At 37.2% G+C, this 21,792-nt stretch carries 19 protein-coding genes and 2 tRNA genes; 19 read left to right on the top strand and 2 right to left on the bottom strand.

The genetic code is table 11. The features are described 5' to 3' along the window. The first annotated feature begins 1 nt into the window (after position 1). The 17 genes from pbp2x (at position 2) to HMPREF1514_RS05195 (ending at position 16,095) form a co-directional block, all read left to right on the top strand. The gene (gene pbp2x / locus HMPREF1514_RS05275) at positions 2-2,260 is read left to right on the top strand and encodes a penicillin-binding protein PBP2X (RefSeq protein WP_037597792.1); all 2,259 of its coding nucleotides are present in this window, start codon (positions 2-4) and stop codon (positions 2,258-2,260) included. Between the two features lies 1 nt (position 2,261). Further along, positions 2,262-3,245 (top strand): phospho-N-acetylmuramoyl-pentapeptide-transferase, encoded by a 984-nt coding sequence (mraY, locus tag HMPREF1514_RS05270; RefSeq protein WP_037597791.1) that lies wholly within the window; start codon positions 2,262-2,264, stop codon positions 3,243-3,245. A gap of 394 nt (positions 3,246-3,639) precedes the next feature. Beyond that, positions 3,640-5,598, top strand: coding sequence for a peptide ABC transporter substrate-binding protein (locus HMPREF1514_RS05265; protein ID WP_037597788.1), 1,959 nt, complete (start codon positions 3,640-3,642; stop codon positions 5,596-5,598). Positions 5,599-5,784: 186 nt separating this feature from the next. Next, a tRNA-Leu gene (locus HMPREF1514_RS05260) sits at positions 5,785-5,870 on the top strand. A 183-nt stretch (positions 5,871-6,053) separates the two neighbouring features. After that, positions 6,054-6,935: a class II fructose-bisphosphate aldolase gene (locus HMPREF1514_RS05255; RefSeq protein WP_003070319.1), complete on the top strand. Its 882-nt coding sequence runs from the start codon at positions 6,054-6,056 to the stop codon at positions 6,933-6,935. Positions 6,936-7,085: 150 nt separating this feature from the next. After that, positions 7,086-7,158: transfer RNA gene (locus HMPREF1514_RS05250), tRNA-Thr, on the top strand. A gap of 208 nt (positions 7,159-7,366) precedes the next feature. Beyond that, positions 7,367-7,813, top strand: coding sequence for a LytTR family DNA-binding domain-containing protein (locus tag HMPREF1514_RS05245; RefSeq protein WP_003073783.1), 447 nt, complete (start codon positions 7,367-7,369; stop codon positions 7,811-7,813). A 5-nt stretch (positions 7,814-7,818) separates the two neighbouring features. Beyond that, positions 7,819-8,481, top strand: a complete 663-nt coding sequence (locus HMPREF1514_RS05240; RefSeq protein ID WP_037597785.1) for a LiaF transmembrane domain-containing protein — start codon at positions 7,819-7,821, stop codon at positions 8,479-8,481. Between the two features lie 134 nt (positions 8,482-8,615). Next, positions 8,616-8,804, top strand: a complete 189-nt coding sequence (rpmB, locus tag HMPREF1514_RS05235; protein ID WP_003025909.1) for a 50S ribosomal protein L28 — start codon at positions 8,616-8,618, stop codon at positions 8,802-8,804. Positions 8,805-8,997: 193 nt separating this feature from the next. Further along, positions 8,998-9,363 (top strand): Asp23/Gls24 family envelope stress response protein, encoded by a 366-nt coding sequence (locus tag HMPREF1514_RS05230; RefSeq protein WP_003025907.1) that lies wholly within the window; start codon positions 8,998-9,000, stop codon positions 9,361-9,363. Between the two features lie 2 nt (positions 9,364-9,365). Beyond that, entirely contained in the window at positions 9,366-11,033 is a 1,668-nt protein-coding gene (locus HMPREF1514_RS05225) for a DAK2 domain-containing protein (RefSeq protein ID WP_006270062.1), read from the top strand. A gap of 403 nt (positions 11,034-11,436) precedes the next feature. Next, positions 11,437-12,312 carry an ABC transporter ATP-binding protein gene (locus HMPREF1514_RS05220; RefSeq protein ID WP_006270055.1) on the top strand — a complete coding sequence of 292 codons (876 nt, stop codon included), beginning with the start codon at positions 11,437-11,439 and terminating at the stop codon, positions 12,310-12,312. 13 nt (positions 12,313-12,325) lie between these two features. Then, positions 12,326-13,057 (top strand): ABC transporter permease, encoded by a 732-nt coding sequence (locus HMPREF1514_RS05215; protein WP_006270050.1) that lies wholly within the window; start codon positions 12,326-12,328, stop codon positions 13,055-13,057. Positions 13,058-13,061: 4 nt separating this feature from the next. Further along, entirely contained in the window at positions 13,062-14,159 is a 1,098-nt protein-coding gene (locus HMPREF1514_RS05210) for a sensor histidine kinase (protein WP_006270061.1), read from the top strand. Beyond that, a complete protein-coding gene (locus tag HMPREF1514_RS05205) occupies positions 14,156-14,755 on the top strand; it encodes a response regulator transcription factor (protein ID WP_006270048.1) in 600 nt (199 codons plus the stop codon). Before HMPREF1514_RS05210 ends, HMPREF1514_RS05205 begins: the two co-directional genes overlap by 4 nt. Before the next feature lie 128 nt (positions 14,756-14,883). Further along, the gene (locus tag HMPREF1514_RS05200) at positions 14,884-15,771 is read left to right on the top strand and encodes an SPFH domain-containing protein (RefSeq protein ID WP_006267612.1); all 888 of its coding nucleotides are present in this window, start codon (positions 14,884-14,886) and stop codon (positions 15,769-15,771) included. 108 nt (positions 15,772-15,879) lie between these two features. Further along, entirely contained in the window at positions 15,880-16,095 is a 216-nt protein-coding gene (locus HMPREF1514_RS05195) for a capsule biosynthesis transcriptional regulator (protein WP_003025899.1), read from the top strand. Positions 16,096-16,453: 358 nt separating this feature from the next. Here the strand turns inward: HMPREF1514_RS05195 and HMPREF1514_RS05190 are convergent, their stop codons facing one another. Both HMPREF1514_RS05190 and HMPREF1514_RS05185 read right to left on the bottom strand, forming a co-directional pair. After that, entirely contained in the window at positions 16,454-17,194 is a 741-nt protein-coding gene (locus HMPREF1514_RS05190) for an amino acid ABC transporter ATP-binding protein (protein ID WP_003070309.1), read from the bottom strand. Then, complete coding sequence (locus HMPREF1514_RS05185) at positions 17,191-18,756, bottom strand: ABC transporter substrate-binding protein/permease (protein ID WP_037597782.1); 1,566 nt, start codon at positions 18,754-18,756, stop codon at positions 17,191-17,193. Before HMPREF1514_RS05185 ends, HMPREF1514_RS05190 begins: the two co-directional genes overlap by 4 nt. 127 nt (positions 18,757-18,883) lie before the next feature. On the opposite strand from HMPREF1514_RS05185, the gene HMPREF1514_RS05180 reads away from it, so the two are divergent. Continuing rightward, positions 18,884-20,773: a DUF2207 domain-containing protein gene (locus tag HMPREF1514_RS05180; RefSeq protein WP_037597780.1), complete on the top strand. Its 1,890-nt coding sequence runs from the start codon at positions 18,884-18,886 to the stop codon at positions 20,771-20,773. A gap of 66 nt (positions 20,774-20,839) precedes the next feature. Beyond that, positions 20,840-21,682, top strand: a complete 843-nt coding sequence (locus HMPREF1514_RS05175; RefSeq protein ID WP_037597777.1) for an undecaprenyl-diphosphate phosphatase — start codon at positions 20,840-20,842, stop codon at positions 21,680-21,682. Positions 21,683-21,792: the final 110 nt, after the last annotated feature.

Genomic DNA, 21,792 nt, shown 5'->3' with positions numbered 1-21,792 from the left:
CATGAATGGACTCAAAAGACAGATTTTAAACCATGCTTTGAAAAATCGGAGAAATCCTAACTATAACCGTAGACGAGTGGGGAAAAACCTAAGCGTTTTGACGGTTTTTGTCTTTTTTGTTTTCTTGATCAATTTTGCAATTATCATTGGAACTGGAAAAAAGTTTGGTGTGAACTTGGCTAAACAAGCAAGTCTGGTGCATCAGGTGACAAGGATTGTACCCGCAAAGCGTGGAACGATTTATGATCGCAATGGTCTTCCAATAGCTGAAGACGCAACTTCCTATAATGTTTATGCGGTTATTGATAAAAACTATAAGTCAGCAACTGGAGAAATTCTTTACGTAGAAGAATCTCAATATGACAAAGTAGCTGAAGTGTTTAATAAGCATCTCGGCATGGAGAAGGATTACGTCAAAAAGCAATTATCTCGAAAAAAATTACAGCAAGTTTCATTTGGTTCCCAAGGAAATGGAATCAGTTATAGTAATATGAATACCATTCGTGAGGAATTGAAAAAGGCAAAAATAAAAGGAGTTGATTTTACAACTAGTCCAAATAGAAGTTATAAAAATGGGAATTTTGCTTCAGTGTTTATTGGATTAGCGCAACTTCAAGAAAATAAAGATGGTAGCAAAACGCTTGTTGGTACGACAGGTTTAGAAGCTGCTTTAAATAAGACATTAGCCGGAACAAATGGAGTCATCACCTATGAAAAAGATAAAAACGGAAATATAGTACCAGGATCTGACAAGGTTTCAAAGAAAACACAAGATGGAAAAGATATTTATACAACCTTATCCTCAGACTTACAGTCTTTCCTTGAAACGCGGATGAATGCGTTTGTAGAAAAAGCTAAGGGAACTTATGCCAGTGCCACATTAGTCAGTGCAAAAACTGGGGAAATTCTTGCAACGACACAGCGTCCAAGCTTTGATGCTGATACGAAGCAAGATCTGACAAAAGACTTCGCTTGGTCCAGTGCTCTCTATCAAAATCAATATGAACCGGGCTCAACGATGAAAGTCATGACACTTGCTGCGGCGATAGATAACAAGACTTTTCCAGCAAACGAAACCTATAATAATAGTGGGCTGCAAATTGCAGATGTGACGATTCGTGACTGGCTTGTCAATATGGGGCTTTCTGAAGGGCAAACACTAACATATGCCCAAGGTTTTGCCCTTTCTAGTAATGTGGGAATGGCTTCTCTTGAAAAGAAAATGGGAGATGAAAAATGGCTAGACTACCTTAGCAAATTTAAATTTGGATTACCCACGCGTTTTGGAATGAATTATGAAGATTACGGTGGTCTTCCGGCAGATAATATCGTAACCTATGCAATGAGTGCCTTTGGTCAGGGAATTTCAGTTACGCAAGTACAAATGTTACGGGCTTTTTCTTCCATAGCCAATGATGGCGTAATGGTTGAACCAAAATTCATTAGTGCTATCTACGATTCAAAAAGTGGTCGTGCACGCAAGAGTTCTACAGAGATTGTTGGGCGTCCTGTTTCAAAAGAGGCTGCTAAGACAACGAGAGATTATATGGTAACTGTCGGTACAGATCCTGTTTACGGAACCTTGTATAGCAAGGCAGAAGGTGGTCCAATTATCAGAGTGCCTAACCAAAATGTGGCGGTTAAATCAGGTACAGCGCAGATTGCAGGTGAAAATGGTAGTGGTTATCTAACAGGTGAAAATGATTACATCTATTCTGTTGTGGCTATGACACCAGCTGAAAATCCCGATTTTATCATGTATGTAACTCTGAAGCAACCTTCGGAATCTTTCCAACCCATTTTCTGGAAAGAAGTTGTTAACCCTGTATTGGAAGAGGCTGCAGCGATGAAAGATACGCTGAACTTGACGACACAATCTCCTGTTCTAAAATCTGTTTCAAAAGAATTGACTTATAAAATGCCCTCCGCTAAGAATACTAGTCCTGGTGATTTGGCTGATGAATTACGACGCAATCTTGTGCAACCTATTGTTTTGGGAACCGGTAAAAATATTAAGAAAGTTTCCGCGAAAGCAGATGAAGAGCTGAAGTCCAACCAGCAAATTCTTATCCTAACAGATGATTTTACAGAAATGCCTGATATGTATGGTTGGACGAAGAAAAATGCTGAAACATTTGGTGATTGGTTAGGCATAAAAGTCCATGTCAAAGGTAAAGGCTCAAAAGTTGTAGCTCAAAGTGTCAGGACCAACGCATCGCTCAAAAAAATAAAAGAAATAACAATTACATTAGGAGATTAGCATGTTACAAGCTATCATTGCAGGTATTGTGACTTTTATTCTAACTTTAGTTGGAATACCTGCTTTTATTCGTTTTTATCACAAAGCCCATATTTCCGGCCAACAAATGCACGAAGATGTGAAACAACACCAAGCAAAAGCTGGAACTCCTACTATGGGAGGAACTGTGTTTTTGCTAGCTTCTGTGTTATCTAGTTTTGTGACAGCTCTCATTTCTAAAGAACTTTCAAGTGCTGCCTTGATGATACTATTTATTCTGGTTTTGTATGGTATCGTTGGTTTCTTAGATGATTTTTTAAAGGTTTTTCGTAAAATAAATGAAGGTTTAAATCCCAAGCAGAAACTAGCTCTTCAAATTATCGGTGGCATTGTTTTTTACTTCTTTTTTGATACCCACGGTGGGGGAGATTTACTCAATGTTTTTGGTTTCTCACTTCATTTAGGCTATCTTTATATTGCTTTTACTCTCTTTTGGTTGGTTGGCTTTTCCAACGCAGTCAATTTGACAGATGGCATTGATGGATTGGCCAGTATTTCTGTTACAATCAGTTTAGTAGCTTATGCAGTCATTGCGACAGTTCAACATCGTTTAGATATTTTAATTGTTATTTTGAGTATGATTGGTGGTCTGCTTGCATTCTTTATTTTCAATCATAAACCAGCCAAGATTTTTATGGGGGATGTAGGAAGTTTGGCTCTTGGTGGCATGTTAGCAGCAATTTCGATAGCGCTTCACCAAGAATGGACGCTTCTTATCATTGGGATTGTCTATGTCTTTGAGACAACTTCAGTTATGATGCAGGTTTCTTATTTCAAATTGACTGGAGGCAAACGGATTTTTCGGATGACACCAGTTCACCACCATTTTGAACTAGGTGGTTTGTCAGGTCATGGTCAAGCTTGGAGCGAATGGAAAGTTGATTTCTTTTTCTGGGGAATCGGTCTTATAGCTAGTTTACTAACACTTGCGATTTTATATTTATAAGAGAAGCGACTCATTTTAAAGTACTTTAAAATGAGTTTTTTATATAATATCTGAAAAATTTTCTAAAAATTCATAATTTATCTTGTATTTATATAAAAAAAGTGTATAATAGGTTCAATATTTAGTCAAAGGAGGGTAGCGGTTGCTGTTTTAATAAAGTAGAGTATCTTATTTTTTTAACTTAAAAAGAATGTTTATTCAACTTAGTCTAGATAGCGGAATTTGTAATTTTTGATTCTTTATGCATAATTAAAACTATTTTGATTGTATAACCCAACAAATGACTATTATTTAAATGGATAATATTTTATGTTTAAAAATGATTTTTACTTTTTAAAACTATTTTGGCATAATATGCGATGTAATTAAATGTGATATTAGAGGAGGTTTATCTATGAAATCATCAAAATGGATTATCGCAACGGGAGTTGTGCTAAGCACTGGAATCTTATTAGCAGGTTGTGGCAAGTCAACTTCTAATACGTCAACATACTCATATGTGTATACACAAGATCCAGACACGTTGAATTATCTGATGGCTAATCGTGCGACAACTTCAGATGTTGTGACCAATTTAGTTGATGGATTATTAGAAAATGACCGATACGGAAACTTAGTTCCAGCACTCGCTAAGTCATGGACAGTCTCCAAAGATGGTTTGACCTATACCTATAAATTACGTAAAGACGCAAAATGGTACACATCAGAAGGTGAAGAGTACGCAGGTGTAAAAGCACAAGACTTTGTGACAGGTTTGAAATATGCTGCAGATAATAAATCTGAAGCCCTTTACCTTGTGCAAGATTCTGTCAAAGGATTAGATGCGTATATCAAAGGGGAGACAAAAGATTTTTCAACAGTTGGTGTGAAAGCTATAGATGATTATACAGTACAGTATACTTTAAGGCGTACGGAACCTTATTGGAATTCAAAAACAACTAATAATATTCTCTTTCCAGTAAATGCGGACTTTTTGAAATCGCAAGGAAAGAATTTTGGTTCTGTGAAACCGAGTAGCATTCTTTACAACGGTCCATATCTGCTGAAGTCTTTGACGGCTAAATCCTCTATGGAATTTGCTAAAAATCCTCATTACTATGATAAAAAGAATGTTCACTTGGACAATATCAAATTGACTTATTATGATGGATCAGACCAAGAAGCGCTTATCCGAAACTTCACAGATGGCGCCTATAGTGCGGCTCGTCTCTATCCAAATAGTTCAAGTTTTGCTTCTGTCAAGAAACAATATGCCAACAATATCATCTATAGTTTACAAGATGCAACTAGTTATTATTACAATTTTAACTTAAATCGTCAGTCTTACAATCACACATCTAAGAAAACAGATGCTCAAAAATCTTCAACGCAAGAAGCGGTACTAAACAAAGCCTTTCGTCAAGCTATCAACTTTGCTTATAACCGCACTTCTTACGGTGCACAAAGTAATGGGAAAGATGGTGCAGCAAAGGTGTTGCGGAACACGCTCGTGCCACCAACATTTGTTTCCATTGGAGATAAGACTTTTGGCGATGTGGTATCCTCTAAGTTAGTAAATTATGGTTCAGAATGGTCTAATATGAATCTGACTGATGCGCAAGATGCTTACTACAATCCAGAAAAAGCAAAAGCTAAATTTGCTCAGGCAAAAGCAGAATTGCAAGCCAAAGGTGTTCAATTTCCCATTCACTTAGACGTACCAGCTGATCAAACTAGTAAAATCGGTGTTCAGTGGGAAAGTTCTATGAAACAATCTGTTGAGTCTGTCTTAGGAGCCGATAATGTTGTGATTGATATTCAGCAGATGAGCTCAGATGAACTGAACAATATCAGTTATTTTGCCAATACTGCCGCTCAAAAAGATTATGATTTGTACAATGGCGGTTGGTCAGGAGACTATCAAGATCCATCCACTTATCTAGATACCTTGAATACTAAAAATGGTGGTAGTTTGCAGAACTTTGGCTTAGAACCAGGTCAAGAGAATGCTAAGATAAAGGCTGTTGGTTTGGATACCTATACTACAATGCTTGAGGAAGCAAATGCTGAAACCAATGAGACGAAGCGTTATGAAAAATATGCTGAAGCACAAGCGTGGTTGATTGATAGTGCTTTGACAATGCCCAATCTCTCTCTTGGAGGGACGCCGTCTGTGACAAAGACTGTTCCGTTTAGTCGTTCTTACTCTCTGGTAGGGATTAAAGGTGGTTCAAGTAACTACTTTAAATATGTTAAATTACAAGATAAAATTGTGACGACTAAAGAATACGAAAGTGCTAAAAAGAAATGGCTGAAAGAAAAAGAAGCGTCTAATCAAAAAGCACAAGATGATTATGAAAATCATGTAAAATAAAACGGGTACAAGAAATTTCTATGAACGATAAGTTTCATAGAAGTTTCTTTTTTGTACGAAAAGAGCTGTTTTGAAACGATACTGCTTAAAATGCATGTTTCGGATTGTTTACTGACAGTTCCATTTTTTCAAAAAAATTTCTTGACAAGGTGGTTCTATCTTGTTATACTAATAAAGTACTCAATCGCGGGGATGGCGGAATTGGCAGACGCGCAGGACTAAGGATCCTGTGACCGCTTTAGGTCGTGAGGGTTCAAGTCCCTCTCTCCGCATCAGATAGGCTGGCTTCGGTCGGTTTTTTTGTTTTGCCATTTTGAAATATGAGAATGAGAAAATTGTTTTATATGAGAAAACGCTTAAAAGATTAGGAAATGCTGGTATTTTTTCCTGAAAAGTGATAAAATAAACAATGTAAGTGGGGAAACCCATAAAAATAAATAGGAGGCCTAATACTAATGGCAATCGTTTCAGCAGAAAAATTTGTCCAAGCAGCTCGTGACAATGGTTATGCAGTTGGTGGATTTAATACAAACAACCTTGAGTGGACTCAAGCTATCTTGCGTGCAGCAGAAGCTAAAAAAGCTCCAGTTCTTATCCAAACTTCTATGGGTGCTGCTAAATATATGGGTGGTTATAAAGTATGTAAACTCCTCATTGAAAGCCTTGTAGAATCAATGGGAATTACTGTACCAGTTGCTATTCACCTTGACCATGGTCATTATGAAGATGCACTTGAATGTATCAAAGTTGGTTACACTTCAGTTATGTTTGATGGTTCTCATCTTCCAGTTGAAGAAAACCTTGAAAAAGCTCGTAAAGTGGTTGAATTTGCGCATGCAAATGGAGTATCAGTGGAAGCTGAAGTTGGCACAATCGGTGGCGAAGAAGACGGTATCATCGGTGACGGTGAATTGGCTCCAATCGAAGATGCAAAAGCAATGGTTGAAACTGGAATTGACTTCCTTGCAGCAGGTATTGGGAACATTCACGGACCATATCCAGCTAACTGGAAAGGTCTTCACCTTGATCACTTGCAAAAATTGACAGAAGCTGTTCCGGGCTTCCCAATCGTATTGCATGGTGGCTCAGGTATTCCTGATGACCAAATCCAAGCAGCTATCAAATTGGGTGTGGCAAAAGTTAACGTAAATACTGAATGTCAAATTGCTTTTGCTAAAGCTACTCGTAAATTTGCTGCTGAATACGAAGCAAACGAAGCAGAATACGATAAGAAGAAACTCTTTGACCCACGTAAATTCTTGAAACCAGGTTTCGAAGCAATTACAGAAGCTGTTGAAGAACGTATCGACGTATTCGGTTCAGAAGGTAAAGCTTAATTAAGCTTACCAAATAAAAAAGAAAATCTCGCTTTGGCGGGATTTTCTTTTGACTTGAGTTGTTTGTGATGTAGTATAGGATTCATTATTTTTTCTTTTCCTCTTGACAAATCAAATTTGCATGCTAGAATAGATTTATACGTTTATTTCGCCGATTTAGCTCAGTTGGTAGAGCAACGCACTCGTAACGCGTAGGTCGTAGGTTCAAGCCCTATAATCGGCATCATTGAAGGTCTTCATTGAATTGAAGGCTTTTTTGTTGTTTATACAGTACGTAAAAAGGGGCTATAATCTGGTCAGCTCATGAAAAACAAGTAAGTTATTCAGATTTCACGACCACTTACCTATCCAAATGAACCACTTACTGAAAATCGCTTGAATTTCATGTGACAATTGTTATAATAAAATAAAGAAAAGCGAGGGGAGCGTTTATGAAAATTCGAGTAGAGTTAGATTCGAATCTGGAAGAAGCAGAAATTGTCATTAAGGCACCTCGCTTTGATGAACAGATAGAGCGCATTCAACGTTCTCTGGAAGAAGTTGCCAAGCCATCTATACTTTTTTACAAAGATACGAGTGAATATTATGTTGATTTAGCAGATATCCTCTTCTTTGAAACGGATGGAAATAAAATTTTTGCGCATGCTCGAAATAATGCTTATGAAGTCAAACTGAAATTGTATGAGCTAGAAGAATGTTTGCCGCGGTATTTCTGTCGTATTTCTAAATCAACGATTACGAATATTAAAGCAATTTATTCATTAGAAAAGTCTTTTTCAGGAACGAGCAGTATTCGCTTTTATGATACCCATAAGCAAGTACATGTATCTAGGCATTATTTTCAATTCTTAAAAGAAAAATTAGGTGAAATGAGGTAAATATTATGAGAAAAACATTATTTGGAGTAGGGCTTTTAGTACTGGCTGGTTGGATACTGTTGCAAGGGAATTTTGGTATACCATCTATTCGCTTCAATTTTTGGCCACTACTTATTGTGCTTGGATTTGCTTACTTTGCAATTGAAAATTTTTGGAGAGGAAATTTATCTGGCGGGATTATTTTAGCCATTATTTCCTTAATCGTTGCAAATAGCAGCTATCACTTTTTGCCTATCTCATCTGGAACGATTTTCCTAGCAGGGATTTTGGCTTCTATTGGTATTGGATTGATTTTCAAACCAAAACGAATTTGGGGTATTTATCATGGTCAAAATGCTCGTCGTGTCATAAATGGAGACATCAATTTTGGAAGTGGTACACGCTATATCCATTCGGATGATTTTACTTATGAAACACTAGATTGTGCTTTTGGGAATGCTACGGTTTATTTTGACAATGCTATCATTAAAGGAGACTCTGCAACTTTTGATATTGATGTATCTTTTGGGAATGCTACATTATATGTACCAAGTAATTGGCGTGTAGAGTTAGATGTGGATAATGCTTTTGGTACAGTGACGAATCCCCGTAATATCAATGAGAAAGATAAGACTCTTTATGTAAAAGGAGATGTATCTTTTGGTCGCTTAGGAATTATTTATGTTTAAAATTTAAGAAAGTCATTGATCTACTTGAATTTTGAAATATAAGAAAAATAGTCTTGCAAAATCTTAAAAATTGTGATAAAATTTTACGGTATGTGGTATAAAGCCCGTGAAACTAATCAGGAGGACAAGTATAAATGGCAAAAGTATGTTACTTTACAGGTCGTAAAACTGTATCAGGAAACAACCGCTCTCACGCAATGAACCAAACAAAACGTACTGTGAAACCAAATCTTCAAAAGGTGACAATCTTAGTTGATGGTAAACCTAAGAAAGTTTGGGCTTCAGCACGTGCCCTTAAATCTGGCAAAGTTGAACGCGTTTAATTAACGAAAGGATGGACCTTTGAGAGGTTCATTTTCTTTTGCATAAGAAAGCGGATTACGGATATGTTTGTTTTAAGATAAGTAAAAGAAACATTCCATATTGATTGAATCCTTTTTAATGATGTACTCTCTCTTGTACAGTCCGCGTAAAATATGGTAAAATAAACTATAAAATACTTTTGAGGTAGAAATTATGACTGTAAAAATCAATACAAAAGATGGTCAAATCGAGCTGACAGATGATGTTATTGCGACAATCGTTGGCGGAGCGGCAACTGAAATTTTTGGTGTAGTCGGAATGGCCAGTAAAAATGCCATTAAGGATAATTTCCAAGCTTTGTTGGGCAAAGAAAATTATGCAAAAGGTGTTGTAGTAAAAACAACGGAAGAAGGAAGCATTGCTGTTGATGTGTATACAGTTTTGAGCTATGGTACTAAGATAAGTGAAGTGTCTAAAAATATTCAAGAGCGTGTGAAATTCAGTCTTGAGAATCAGCTTGGAATTACTGCTGAAACAGTAAATGTCTATATCCAAAATATTAAAGTTGTAGGAGAATAATCGTGTCAAATATTACTACTAGTTTATTTCAAGAAATGGTGCAGTCTGCATCTACTCGTTTGAATAAACAGGCTGAATATGTCAATTCTTTAAATGTTTTTCCTGTGCCGGATGGTGACACAGGTACCAATATGGGAATGACCATTGAAAATGGAGCAAAGGAAGTTGCAGATAAATCTGCTTCTACTGTTGGTGAAGTGGCTGGAATTTTTGCTAAAGGTCTCTTGATGGGGGCGCGTGGGAATTCTGGTGTTATTACTTCACAGCTTTTCCGTGGTTTCTCTCAAAGTGTGAAAGAAAAGGAAGAATTAACAGGACAAGATTTAGCTCTTGCTTTTCAGTCTGGAGTTGAAGTGGCCTACAAAGCTGTGATGAAGCCTGTTGAAGGAACGATTTTAACTGTTTCTCGCGGGGCTGCAATCGGTGCTAGAAAAAAAGCAGAAGAAACAGACGATGCTGTTGAGGTGATGAAGGCTGCTCTTGAGAGTGCTAAGATAGCTCTTGCGAAGACACCAGATATGCTTCCGGTCTTAAAGGAAGTGGGAGTTGTGGACTCTGGTGGTCAAGGTTTGGTGTTCATCTATGAAGGCTTTTTGGCAGCCTTGACAGGTGAATACATTGCATCCGAAGAGTTTCAGGCAACGCCTGCAACAATGACGGAAATGATTAATGCAGAGCATCATAAGTCAGTAGCGAGTCATGTGGCAACAGAAGACATCAAATTCGGTTATTGTACTGAAATCATGGTGGCTTTGAAAAAAGGTCCAACGTATGTAAAAGAATTTGATTATGATGAATTTCGCAATTATTTGAATGAATTGGGGGACTCACTCCTTGTCGTCAATGATGACGAAATTGTAAAGGTTCATGTCCACACGGAAGATCCAGGTTTAGTCATGCAGGAAGGCTTGAAATATGGAAGCCTTGTCAAAGTCAAAGTAGATAATATGCGCAATCAACATGATGCACAAGTTGAAAAGGAAGAGCGTGAGAACAAGCAAACTGCTGAAGAAAAGGAGTATGCTGTTATTGCAGTTGTGGCTGGTGAAGGTTTGGCAGAAATCTTTAAGGCACAAGGAGTAGACTACATCATCTCCGGTGGTCAAACGATGAATCCTTCAACAGAAGATTTTATTAAGGCAGTTGAACAGGTCAATGCTCGCCATATCATTATCTTGCCAAACAATAAGAATATTTTCATGGCGGCACAATCGGCAGCTGAGGTAATTGAACAACCTGCTGCAGTAATAGAAACAAGAACGATTCCGCAAGGTTTAACAAGCCTATTGGCTTTTGATTCAAGTAAATCTATTGAGGAAAATCATGACCGAATGACGGCTGCTCTTACGGATGTGATAAGTGGTAGTGTGACAACAGCTGTTCGCGATACAACGATTGATGGATTGGAAATTCATGAAAACGATAATCTTGGTATGGTAGATGGAAAAATTGTTGTGTCTAATCCGGATATGTTGACAACATTGAATGAAACATTCAGTAAAATGTTAGATATAGACAGCGAAATTGTGACGATTTACATCGGTGAAGATGGAAGTGAAGATTTGGCAAATGAATTAGCACAAGATATTACTGAAAAATTTGAAGATGTAGAAGTGGAAATCCATAAAGGTGGACAACCAGTTTATCCATATCTTTTTAGTGTTGAATAAAATCAAAGAATCATTGAAAAGCGACTCAACCGAGTCGCCTTTTTTGTGACATTTGTCATGCGAAACGATGACAAAATCATCTAGTTGGAATTTTTGACAAAATATATAATAGAATTATCAAAAGGAAAGGCAGCTGGTTTATGAAAAAGATGTTTGATTCTTTTGTTGCTTATGATAATGATGTTCAGCTCTCTATATTTTAGTGATTCAGCAATCAATGAGAATTGGTCATTATAATGTAATATCTTGATGAAGACTGATAACGAGTATTCTGTACGGCTTGTTCTTTGGAAGTAGGATTTCCAATCAAGATAGGACCGCTGGTATTTTACACTATTTTTGGAGTGTCTTTGCAATCTTGGTTGCTCAGTCTTTATGTATGTACTTATCAAGGAGGAAAAAGATGAATTTGATTGAAGTAAAGGATTTGTCCAAAGAGATTCGTGGGAAAGAAATTTTGAAAAATATTTCTTTTACAATTAACGATGGAGAATGTGTGGCGTTGATTGGTCCAAATGGGGCTGGGAAAACGACATTAATGGATTGCTTGTTGGGCGATAAGTTTCTTACAGGTGGACAGGTCAGGATTCAGAGTTTGCAGCCGACAAATAATCAATTGAAACAGGTAGTTGCTATTTTGCCACAAGAAAACACAGTCGTGGCAGACTTGAAGGTAAATGAACTATTAAACTTTTTCCAAAGTATTTACCTAAATAGTCTGAGCAATCAGGAAATTGATGTTCTGTTGAAATTTACGGATAAACAAAAAGAACAGTTGGCCAGTAAATTATCTGGTGGACAAAAACGGTTACTTTCTTTTGTTTTAGCTCTTATCGGGCGTCCGAAGATACTCTTTTTAGATGAACCAACTTCTGCTATGGATACTTCTACAAGACAGCATTTTTGGGAAGTTGTGGATGAACTAAAGAAAAATGGTGTGACTATTGTTTATTCTTCTCACTATATCGAAGAAGTGGAGCATACAGCGGATCGTATTTTGGTGCTACATAAGGGAGAACTAATCCGAGATACGACGCCGTATGCCATGCGTAGTGAGGAACAGGAAAAACACTTCACTATTCCACTTTCTTACCGAGCTATTGTAGAAAACTTACCTGAAGCAACCGAAATCGAAATCAAGCAAAGTGCTCTGTCCTTTGCAACTAAAGAGGCCAGTAAAGTATGGCAAGTCTTGATCCATAATGGCTGTACGATTGAGGAAATTGAAGTACGCAACCGAACGTTGTTGGATAGTATTTTTGAGACAACGCAAGAGTAAAAGGAGATCTATCATGAAATATATGACTAGTTTAATGAAGATTGAGTTAATTTTGATGAAGCGACAAGCAGCTTATTATTTACTGTCTATCGGCTTACCCAGTGTTTTTTACTTAATATTTTCTGGTATGATGTCGGGGAATGCACCAGCTAGTGTACTTCAGGCATATCTCTTTTCAATGACTGTTTTTAGTATCATGTCTAGCGCCTTCTTTAGTATTCCAAGCACTTTGCAGTCTGATAAAAATAATAACTGGCAAAAAATGATTCAGCACTCGCCGATTTCTATGGTAAAATACTATATATCAAAACTCTGTAGTACGCTGTTGACTTTCATGCTTTCCATTATCGTGGTCTTTTCAGTCGGGCATTTTGTACGCGGTGTTGATCTGCCAATGGTGGACTGGCTCGTTATTGCCTTGATACTTCTGGTGGGAAGTATGGTCTTTATTGCCATGGGTGTATTGGTTAGCCTCTTGCCAAGTGCTCAGCTCATGTCTGTAGTAGGCAATATCGTCTATATGGCACTGGCTGTTCTGGGCGGGCTATGGTTCCCTCTGACCATGTTCCCAAAATGGCTCCAATCCATCGGTAAGCTGACGCCAAGTTATCAACTGATGCAGGTCGTGTCTTCTTATCTAGAACACCATCAATTCAATGGTAAGGCCGCTTTGATTGTTCTGATTTATACGGTTTTGGTTAGCATTCTTGTGTTGCAACTCAAAAATCGAATTGAGGTAAAATAAAACCATGTGGGAAAAATTTAAACAAGTCCACTATATGTTTCATATTGCGCTGGTCTTTATCATCTTTCCAGTGGCGGGAGTGATTAGCGGGGAATACCCGCTTTTCCTCTTGCTCTGGACAGCTACTTTTGTTGTGTCTTACTATGCGGTCTTGTTAAGTAACCATCGCCTTATCCAGTTTTTTTCTTGGTGGTTCTTGGTAGCTTACATATATTATGGTTCTGTCTGGTTAAATGGAGGGTTTACTTGGTACATTTTTTATCTATCTAATCTGCTTATTTACGAACTAGATGATATTTCTTTTAAATCCTGGCGTTTTTTAACCTTTATCGCCTTGCAGCCTATTATTGTGATGACTAATTACTTGGTGGGTAATGTTGGTCCAGCAGAGCTACTCTTCTTTGTTGTAACCTTTCTCTTTTCGGATGGCTTGACCTTTGGTCTCCATCGGATTCAAATGACAGAGCGGATCAAGGAAGAAAAGGTCAAACAAAATGCCCAGCTGAATCTTTTTCTAGCAGAAAATGAGCGTAATCGGATTGGTCGAGACTTACATGATAGTCTAGGGCACACCTTTGCTATGCTCAGTATCAAGACAGAATTGGCGCAACAGTTTCTTCAAATGAAAGCTTATGAGAAAGCTGGCAAAGAATTGCAAGAAGTGCATGAAATTAGCAAGCAATCTATGGCGGATGTACGACGAATTATTGATAATCTCAAAACACGAACGTTAGATGATGAATTGGTGACGATTCAAGTGATGTTAGAAATGAGTGGGATTCAAGTACAAGTACTGAATCAACTCAATATAGCTAGTATTGCACCAACTATGCAATCAAGCTTAAGTATGGTTTTACTAGAATTGGCGACGAATATCATCAAACATGCTCAAGCAAGTCATTGTAAAATTCGTTTATATTCTGAAGACAAATGCTTAATTGCTGATGTTGAGGATAATGGGAAAGGTTTCAAAACTGTCACAGGAAAAGAATTACATTCGGTTCAGGAGCGTGTAGAAGCTTTGTCTGGACAAGTAGAGATTTTAAATTATAAACAGCCAACTAAGATTCGAGTACATTTGCCAATGGAGGGATACAGATGAAATTATTAGTAGCCGAAGATCAAAGTATGTTACGGGATGCTTTGTGCCAATTACTAGAAATGCAGCCAGATGTCGAAATGGTTCATCAGGCTTCTAATGGTCAGGAAGCACTGGATCTTCTCCAATCCCAAAATATTGATGTTGCTATTTTAGATGTGGAAATGCCAGAAAAAACAGGTTTAGATGTTTTAGAATGGGTTAAGGAGCAGCAATCAGTTGTTAAAGTTATCATTGTCACCACGTTTAAACGTCCGGGCTATTTTGAACGTGCTGTAAAGTCTAATGTAGATGCTTATGTTTTAAAAGAACGTAGCATAGCTGACCTTATGAAAACGATTCAAACAGTATTAGCCGGAAAAAAAGAATATTCTCCTGAGTTGATGGAAGTCATGATGACAAGTAAGAATCCCCTGTCCAATCAAGAAATTTTAGTTTTGCAAGCAACAGCAAGAGGCTTATCTAGTAAAGAAATTGCGCAAAAGCTTTATCTATCAAATGGTACCATTCGCAATTATATGTCGAGTATTCTAACGAAATTAACAGCAGAAAATCGTTTGGAAGCAGTTCGAATTGCTCAAGAAAATGGTTGGATATAAATAAGTTTTTGTGAGATATGGATGCAGAGAAATTTAATATAATAACTTAACTAGTTTTTATCGCTTTTGTTTGATAAACACGTTTAAGTATGCTATAATCTTGAAAAAGAAGATAGGAGTTTCATATCATGTTATTTTTAGTATTGCCAATTATTGTTATCGTACTGATTGTTATTCTTTTTAGTTCCTTATATGTTGTTCGTCAACAGTCTGTAGCAATTATAGAGCGCTTTGGTAGATATCAAAAACTTAGTAATAGCGGAATTCATTTGCGCTTGCCATTTGGCATTGATCATATCGCAGCGCGTGTGCAATTACGCCTGTTGCAAAGTGAGATTGTTGTCGAAACGAAGACACAAGATAATGTATTTGTCATGATGAATGTTGCAACGCAATATCGTGTGAATGAAAATAACGTAACAGATGCTTACTATAAATTGATTCGTCCAGAAGCTCAAATTAAGTCTTATATTGAAGATGCCTTGCGGTCATCTGTTCCTAAATTGACATTGGACGAATTGTTTGAAAAGAAAGATGAAATCGCACTTGAAGTACAAAAGCAAGTAGCAGAAGAAATGTCTACTTATGGTTATATTATCGTAAAAACCTTGATTACAAAAGTTGAGCCAGATGCAGAGGTTAAACAATCAATGAACGAAATCAACGCTGCTCAACGGAAACGTGTCGCTGCTCAAGAATTAGCTGAAGCCGATAAAATTAAAATTGTCACTGCTGCAGAAGCAGAAGCAGAAAAAGATCGTCTTCATGGTGTTGGGATTGCAGAACAGCGTAAAGCGATTGTGGATGGCTTGGCAGATTCTATCAAAGAGTTAAAAGGTGCAAATGTTGAATTGAAAGAAGAACAAATCATGTCAATTCTTTTAACCAACCAATATCTTGATACATTGAATAATTTTGCAGATAATAAGGGAAATAATACAATTTTCTTACCAGCCAATCCTGACGGAGTAGAAAGTATCCGAACGCAAATTTTATCAGCTCTTAAAGCAAAATAAAGAATATTCTGAATTATTTTATTCGTCAAAATAAGTTGTCTTTTCCATTGACAAAACAAATAAAAACATTTAAAATGTTTAGTTAGAAATAATAAATAGGAGAAGGAAATGGCTAAATCTAACTTTGAAAAAGTAGAATCAGTTGTTAGCTGGGTTCGTGATAAAAAAATCACGGGTTATCGCATCAGTAAAGAAACGAACGCTCGTGAAATGTCTATCATTGCTCTTGCTCAAGGACGTGCTAAAGTGAAGAATATTTCATTTGAAACCGCTCTCGGATTGATTGATTTTTACGATAAAAATCACGAAAAATTTGAAAACTAATCATCGAATTTTTAGCAGGCTGCCAGCCTGCTTTTTTTATTTACTATCGTACAATAATGTGGCTTGAGATTAAAACAATGAATAATTATATATAAAAAAACTTATTTATTCAAAAAATATCATACACTTTAAACGAATATTTTTACAAAAAAATCATAAAACGCTTTCTTTGATAGATTATATTTTAAAAAATATTCCAAAAAATTAGAAATTTACTTTTTTATAGTATATTTTCTAAGAAATATATATTCAAACGTTTTGTTTTGTTTGAATAAAAATTAGTTTTCAAAAGAGATAGTAACTATTTTGGATAGAAAAAAAGACGAGGCTAGATGTTTTAGTCTCGTCTTTCCTATTTTTATCGTAAATAGCGTTGTAAGAATTCTTTCGTACGTTCTTTTTTAGGATGAGTGAAAATATCATCTGGTTTGCCTTCCTCAGCAATGATGCCTTTGTCCATGAAAATGACACGGTTTGAAACATCACGCGCAAATTCCATTTCATGGGTGACGACAATCATGGTTAAACCTTCTTGAGCAAGGTCTTTCATAATTTTTAGTACTTCACCGACCATTTCAGGGTCGAGGGCTGATGTTGGTTCGTCAAATAAAATGGCATCTGGATTCATAGATAAGGCGCGTGCAATAGCGACACGTTGCTTTTGTCCACCAGAGAGTTGTTTTGGCTTTGCTTGCCAATAAAGCTCGCCCATACCGACTTTTTCAAGATTATCTTTGGCAATTTTTTCAGCCTCTGCGCGTTCTCTCTTGAGAACGGTTGTCTGTCCAACAATGGTATTTTCAAGAACATTGAGATTTTCAAAAAGATTGAAACTTTGGAAAACCATCCCCAATTTTTCACGGTAGTGGGTGAGATTATAATTTTCTTCTAGCACATTTTCTCCACGGTAAAGGATTTCACCGCCACTTGGTTCTTCGAGGAGATTGATAGAGCGCAAGAAAGTTGATTTTCCGCTACCAGAGCTTCCAATGATAGAGATAACTTCGCCGGAGTGGACAGTGAGAGAAATATCTTTTAAAACTTCATTTTGTCCATAAGATTTTTTGAGATGCTTAATTTCTAAAATGATATCACTCATGCTTTTATTCCTTTCGTTTGCATTTGATTAGCGCCTGTTGTGTACTCGTCTGTGTCAAAACGGCGTTCTATATAGCGAAGAATGCGAGTGACAGTAAATGTTAGGACAAAGTAGATAACAGCAATAATAGTGAAAGTTTGGAAATATTGGTAAGTTTGAGTGGCAATCGTATTTCCTGAGAAATAAAGTTCAACAACGGAGATAACATTCAGTACAGAAGTATCTTTAATGTTGATGACAAATTCATTCCCTGTAGCAGGTAGAATATTGCGTACGACTTGTGGAAGAACAACTTTGCGCATGGTTTGATTATGTGTCATTCCTAGAGCGGTTGCGGCTTCAAATTGTCCTTTGTCAACGGCGAAAATTCCTCCGCGGACAATTTCACTCATATAAGCGCCGGTGTTGATTGAAACAATAAAGATAGCAGCGATTGTCCGATCAATAGAAACCCCAAAAGCTTGTGCTGTACCGTAGTAAATAACCATCGATTGAACAATCATAGGCGTTCCACGGAAAATTTCAATATAGATATTCAAGAACCAGCTGAATAAGGTTTGTAACATCGCTAGAACTTTATTTTTGGCAGTAGGAGCTGTGCGATAGACACCGATTAAGAGTCCAATGATGAGTCCTGCAATTGTGCCAGTAATGGAGATGAGAAGAGTTAAACCAGCTCCACGCAGAAACTGGGGCCAGTTATCTTTTAGAATCTTTGTCACTTGTCCAAAGAAACTTGTCTTATCTTGGCTAGAGTCTGTCTCAACAGGCTGATTTCGAATCATCTTATCCATTAAAGCGGTTTGGTCTTTGGCACTGATTTTAGCGATAGCAGCATTAACTTGCTCTATACGATTGTCGTTTTTGCGCATTCCAATTGCGATGGTAGCGTCTTCTTGATTCACTTCAAAACCTTTTTTGAACTGAATCATTTTAAATTTTGAGTTCGCAGCTTCTGCAGTGAGGGCTTCAGGGCGCTCAGAAATGTAGCCGTCTATCACTCCTGACTCAAGTGCTTGGCGCATTTGAGCAAAGTCTCCCATTGCAGTTTCTTGCTTAGCACCAGTCAATTGTGAAATTAGATTATAAAGATAGACACCTTGCTGGGACGTGATTTTTGCCCCTTTGAAGTCATTTAAGGTTTTGGCATTGGCGTAGGCACTATCTTTTTTGACAAGTAGAACTGGCTCACTAGTATAGTAGCTATTTGAAAAAGCAATTTCTTTTTTCCGCTCGGCAGTTGGGCTCATACCTGCTATAATCATGTCCAATTTTCCTGATGTTAAAGCAGGAATCAAACCATTCCAAGACGTTTTGACCACTAACGGTTTTTTGCCTAATTCTTTTGCGACTTGTTTTGCAATTTGGACATCATAACCGTTGGCATATTGATTGGTACCTTCGATTTTGACTGCGCCGTTTTTGTCATCGTCCTGCGTCCAGTTGAACGGAGCGTAAGCTGCCTCCATTCCGATACGTAAATATTCATCGGCATGAACGGTATTTACAAATCCTAGACTGAACAGAAAAAGTGTAAATAGAGATAAGCAAATTTTCTTCATATTATTCTCCTAATTTTAAAATAGGTTCCTTGTATTATATCGAAAAAAGCAATGCTTTTCAATATTGGGTAAACCCTTACTTGAAAAAATGGTATAATAAATCTAACCAGTAAAAGGAGGTTGTCAGATGAAAAAGTTCTTTTGGAGTATAGTGATTTTTTTCTCGTGTTTGTTCATTAGCCAGCGAGTTTTGGCAGTGAGTTACGATATTGAATCCTATAAAGGCAATTTACAGATTCATTCTGATAATACAGCGACATTTGTTGAAACAGTCAATTACCATTTCTCAAGCGGCTACAGGGGACAAATCATTACTTTGGGGACATCTGGTAAAGTTCCTCTGGGCTTTGATGTGGAAGGAAAGCCGACGATTCTAGCTTTAAGAAATGGACAACCAAAAACGGATATTACTGCTGTTCAGGAATACATTGCGGGTGGTTATAAATATAAAATTTATAATGCCGGTAATAAAGGAGACCGTGTAACCATTACGGTTACTTGGAAGTTGAAGAATATGTTGTTTGTCTACAATGATATTGTAGAATTACACTGGATTCCAATCAGTGATTGGGATAAAAAATTAAATAATGTAGAATTTCGGATTACTCCTCCAGCTACTTCACAACAGACTGAATTGTATGCTCACACGGGTTATTTTATGAAGTCAGCTCAAGTGACACGAGAGGGAGATAGCTATCTGATCCGTGTCGCTAGTATTGCTAAAAATAGAAATTTAGAATTTCATGCATATTGGGATCGATCGCTAGTAACTGTTCCTGAAAATAGTTTAGCTGTTACAAAACGCAATCGGTTGCAAGAGTTTCGTCAAGTTGAAAAGGAAGTTGCCACCAGTACAAAAAAATACCAGAGATTAGTAGACTGGGACTTACCACTTGCTTTGGTATTGGTTGGCCTAATTAGTTTGGCTTTTTACATTATTTTTCATCTTAGAACAAAATCCCGTGTAACGTTTCCTAAGCATGCTCGTTTGTATGAAATACCGCAAGATTTACCACCAATGGTCATTGCTTCAAATGTTTATTCAGTAGATTTGACAGAATTGGATCCGACTGAGCGACAAGCTACATCTCTGAAATTTGAAAATCTTGTCCAAGCTACTTTATTAGATTTGATTGATCGAGGTAATCTTGTTTTTACAGATGATACGAAACAGCCAAAATTACAAAGAGTGACAGATAAGGGTTTAGCTGATTTTGAAAAAGAATTTTTAAAAATGGCTATGGGAAACAACAAGCAGTTGCTTGTGAAAAATTTGTTTTCAGATTTTAAAATTGACGATAAGATATATAATAGTGGCGAGAAAGCTGTTCGTAGCGCAGGCAACAGAGTGAGACAACTATTAAAATGCTATTTAAAACTTATTACAGAAAATATACATGAAATTATTGAGCGTGAGCAATTACCAAATAATTATCGCCCTGTTGCTAAAAAGGAGCTCTTGTGTTTATATCTTTCAATGCTCCTTATGAATCTTATTGTGTTTGCTTCTCTTGGCATCTTAGCTTGGATTTTCTTGGAGTATGGACTCGTATTTTATCAATTTGTAGTTAGCTTCTTCATTGCTGGCGGAATGCTGTATTACCTTTTGAGAAAATGCAAAATGGTGAAGCGTGATGGCGTCTTAAATGAAGAAGGGGCAGAAAACTATTATTACTGGAAGAGTTTTGCTAATATGCTGCATGAGATTGCTCATTTAAAGGATACAGAAGTGGAAGGAGTGATTTTGTGGAACAGATTATTGGTTTATGCTGCTATGTTTAATTGTGCAGATAAGGTGGCCAAGACGATGAAACTACGAAAAATCACAATTGATAATCCATCGATGAATGCTTTTGTTTATCAGGATATGGTGTATGATTTTCATGCGAGCTCACATGCTTTTGTTGGCTATGGGGCAGCAGCTAATTCGGCTAGCAGTTTCTCTGTTTCATCAGGTGGAAGTAGCGGTGGCGGCTTCTCTGGTGGTGGCGGAGGCGGAGGAGGAGGCGCTTTTTAAAAAAGTGCCCTATTCTCTTGCTTGAAATTATGCTATAATAAAACAAATCAATCTTAGGAGAAGAAAATGTTTATCGTTGAAATATTGAAGTCCATTATCTTTGGGATTGTAGAAGGAATTACCGAGTGGTTGCCGATTTCGAGTACAGGTCACTTAATTTTAGTGCAAGAATTTCTCAAATATAAAGATCAGAATGCTGCTTTTATGGAGATGTTCAATGTTGTAATCCAATTAGGAGCGATTTTAGCGGTTGTCGTGATTTATTTTGATAAATTAAATCCGTTTAAACCGGGAAAGACAGCGCGTGAAGTGCAGAAAACATGGCAATTATGGGCGAAAGTGGTGATTGCAGCTGCGCCGGCTGCCATTATCGGGCTGCCTTTGGATGATTGGTTTGATGCTCATTTTTATAACTTCATTTCTGTTGCATGTATGTTGATTATCTATGGTGTTGCCTTTATTTTGTTAGAAAAACGCAATAAAACTGTGGAACCTGCGATTACCAATTTGGATCGCTTGCCTTATAAAACAGCGCTTTACATTGGGCTATTTCAAGTATTGTCGCTTTTCCCAGGAACAAGTCGTTCAGGAGCAACCATTGTAGGTGGGCTTTTGAATGGGACCAGTCGTTCTGTGGTAACAGAGTTCACTTTCTTTTTGGGAATTCCTGTCATGTTTGGTGCCAGTGGTTGGAAGATTTTGAAATTTATTATCAAAGGAAACACACTTGGATTTGGGCAATTCTTCTTGCTGCTTGTAGCAATGGGCGTTGCGTTCGGGGTCAGTCTCTATGTGATTCGTTTCTTGACGGATTATGTGAAAAAGCACGACTTTACGATCTTTGGGAAATATCGTATCGGGCTCGGTGTTTTGCTTATCGTGTACGGAATCTTTAAAGCTATTTTTTAAGTATTCAAAACTCAACAGTTTTTGTTGAGTTTTTTATTGGTAAAAGAAAATGAGGTTGTCTATTTTTTGTAAAAAACCCGAAATTTTAGTATAATGAAAAGACTAGAAGT

The organism is Streptococcus sp. AS20 (assembly GCF_000524255.1).
GTDB classification, from domain to species: Bacteria; Bacillota; Bacilli; order Lactobacillales; family Streptococcaceae; genus Streptococcus; species Streptococcus constellatus.
This window is presented reverse-complemented; position numbering and strand designations above follow the sequence as displayed.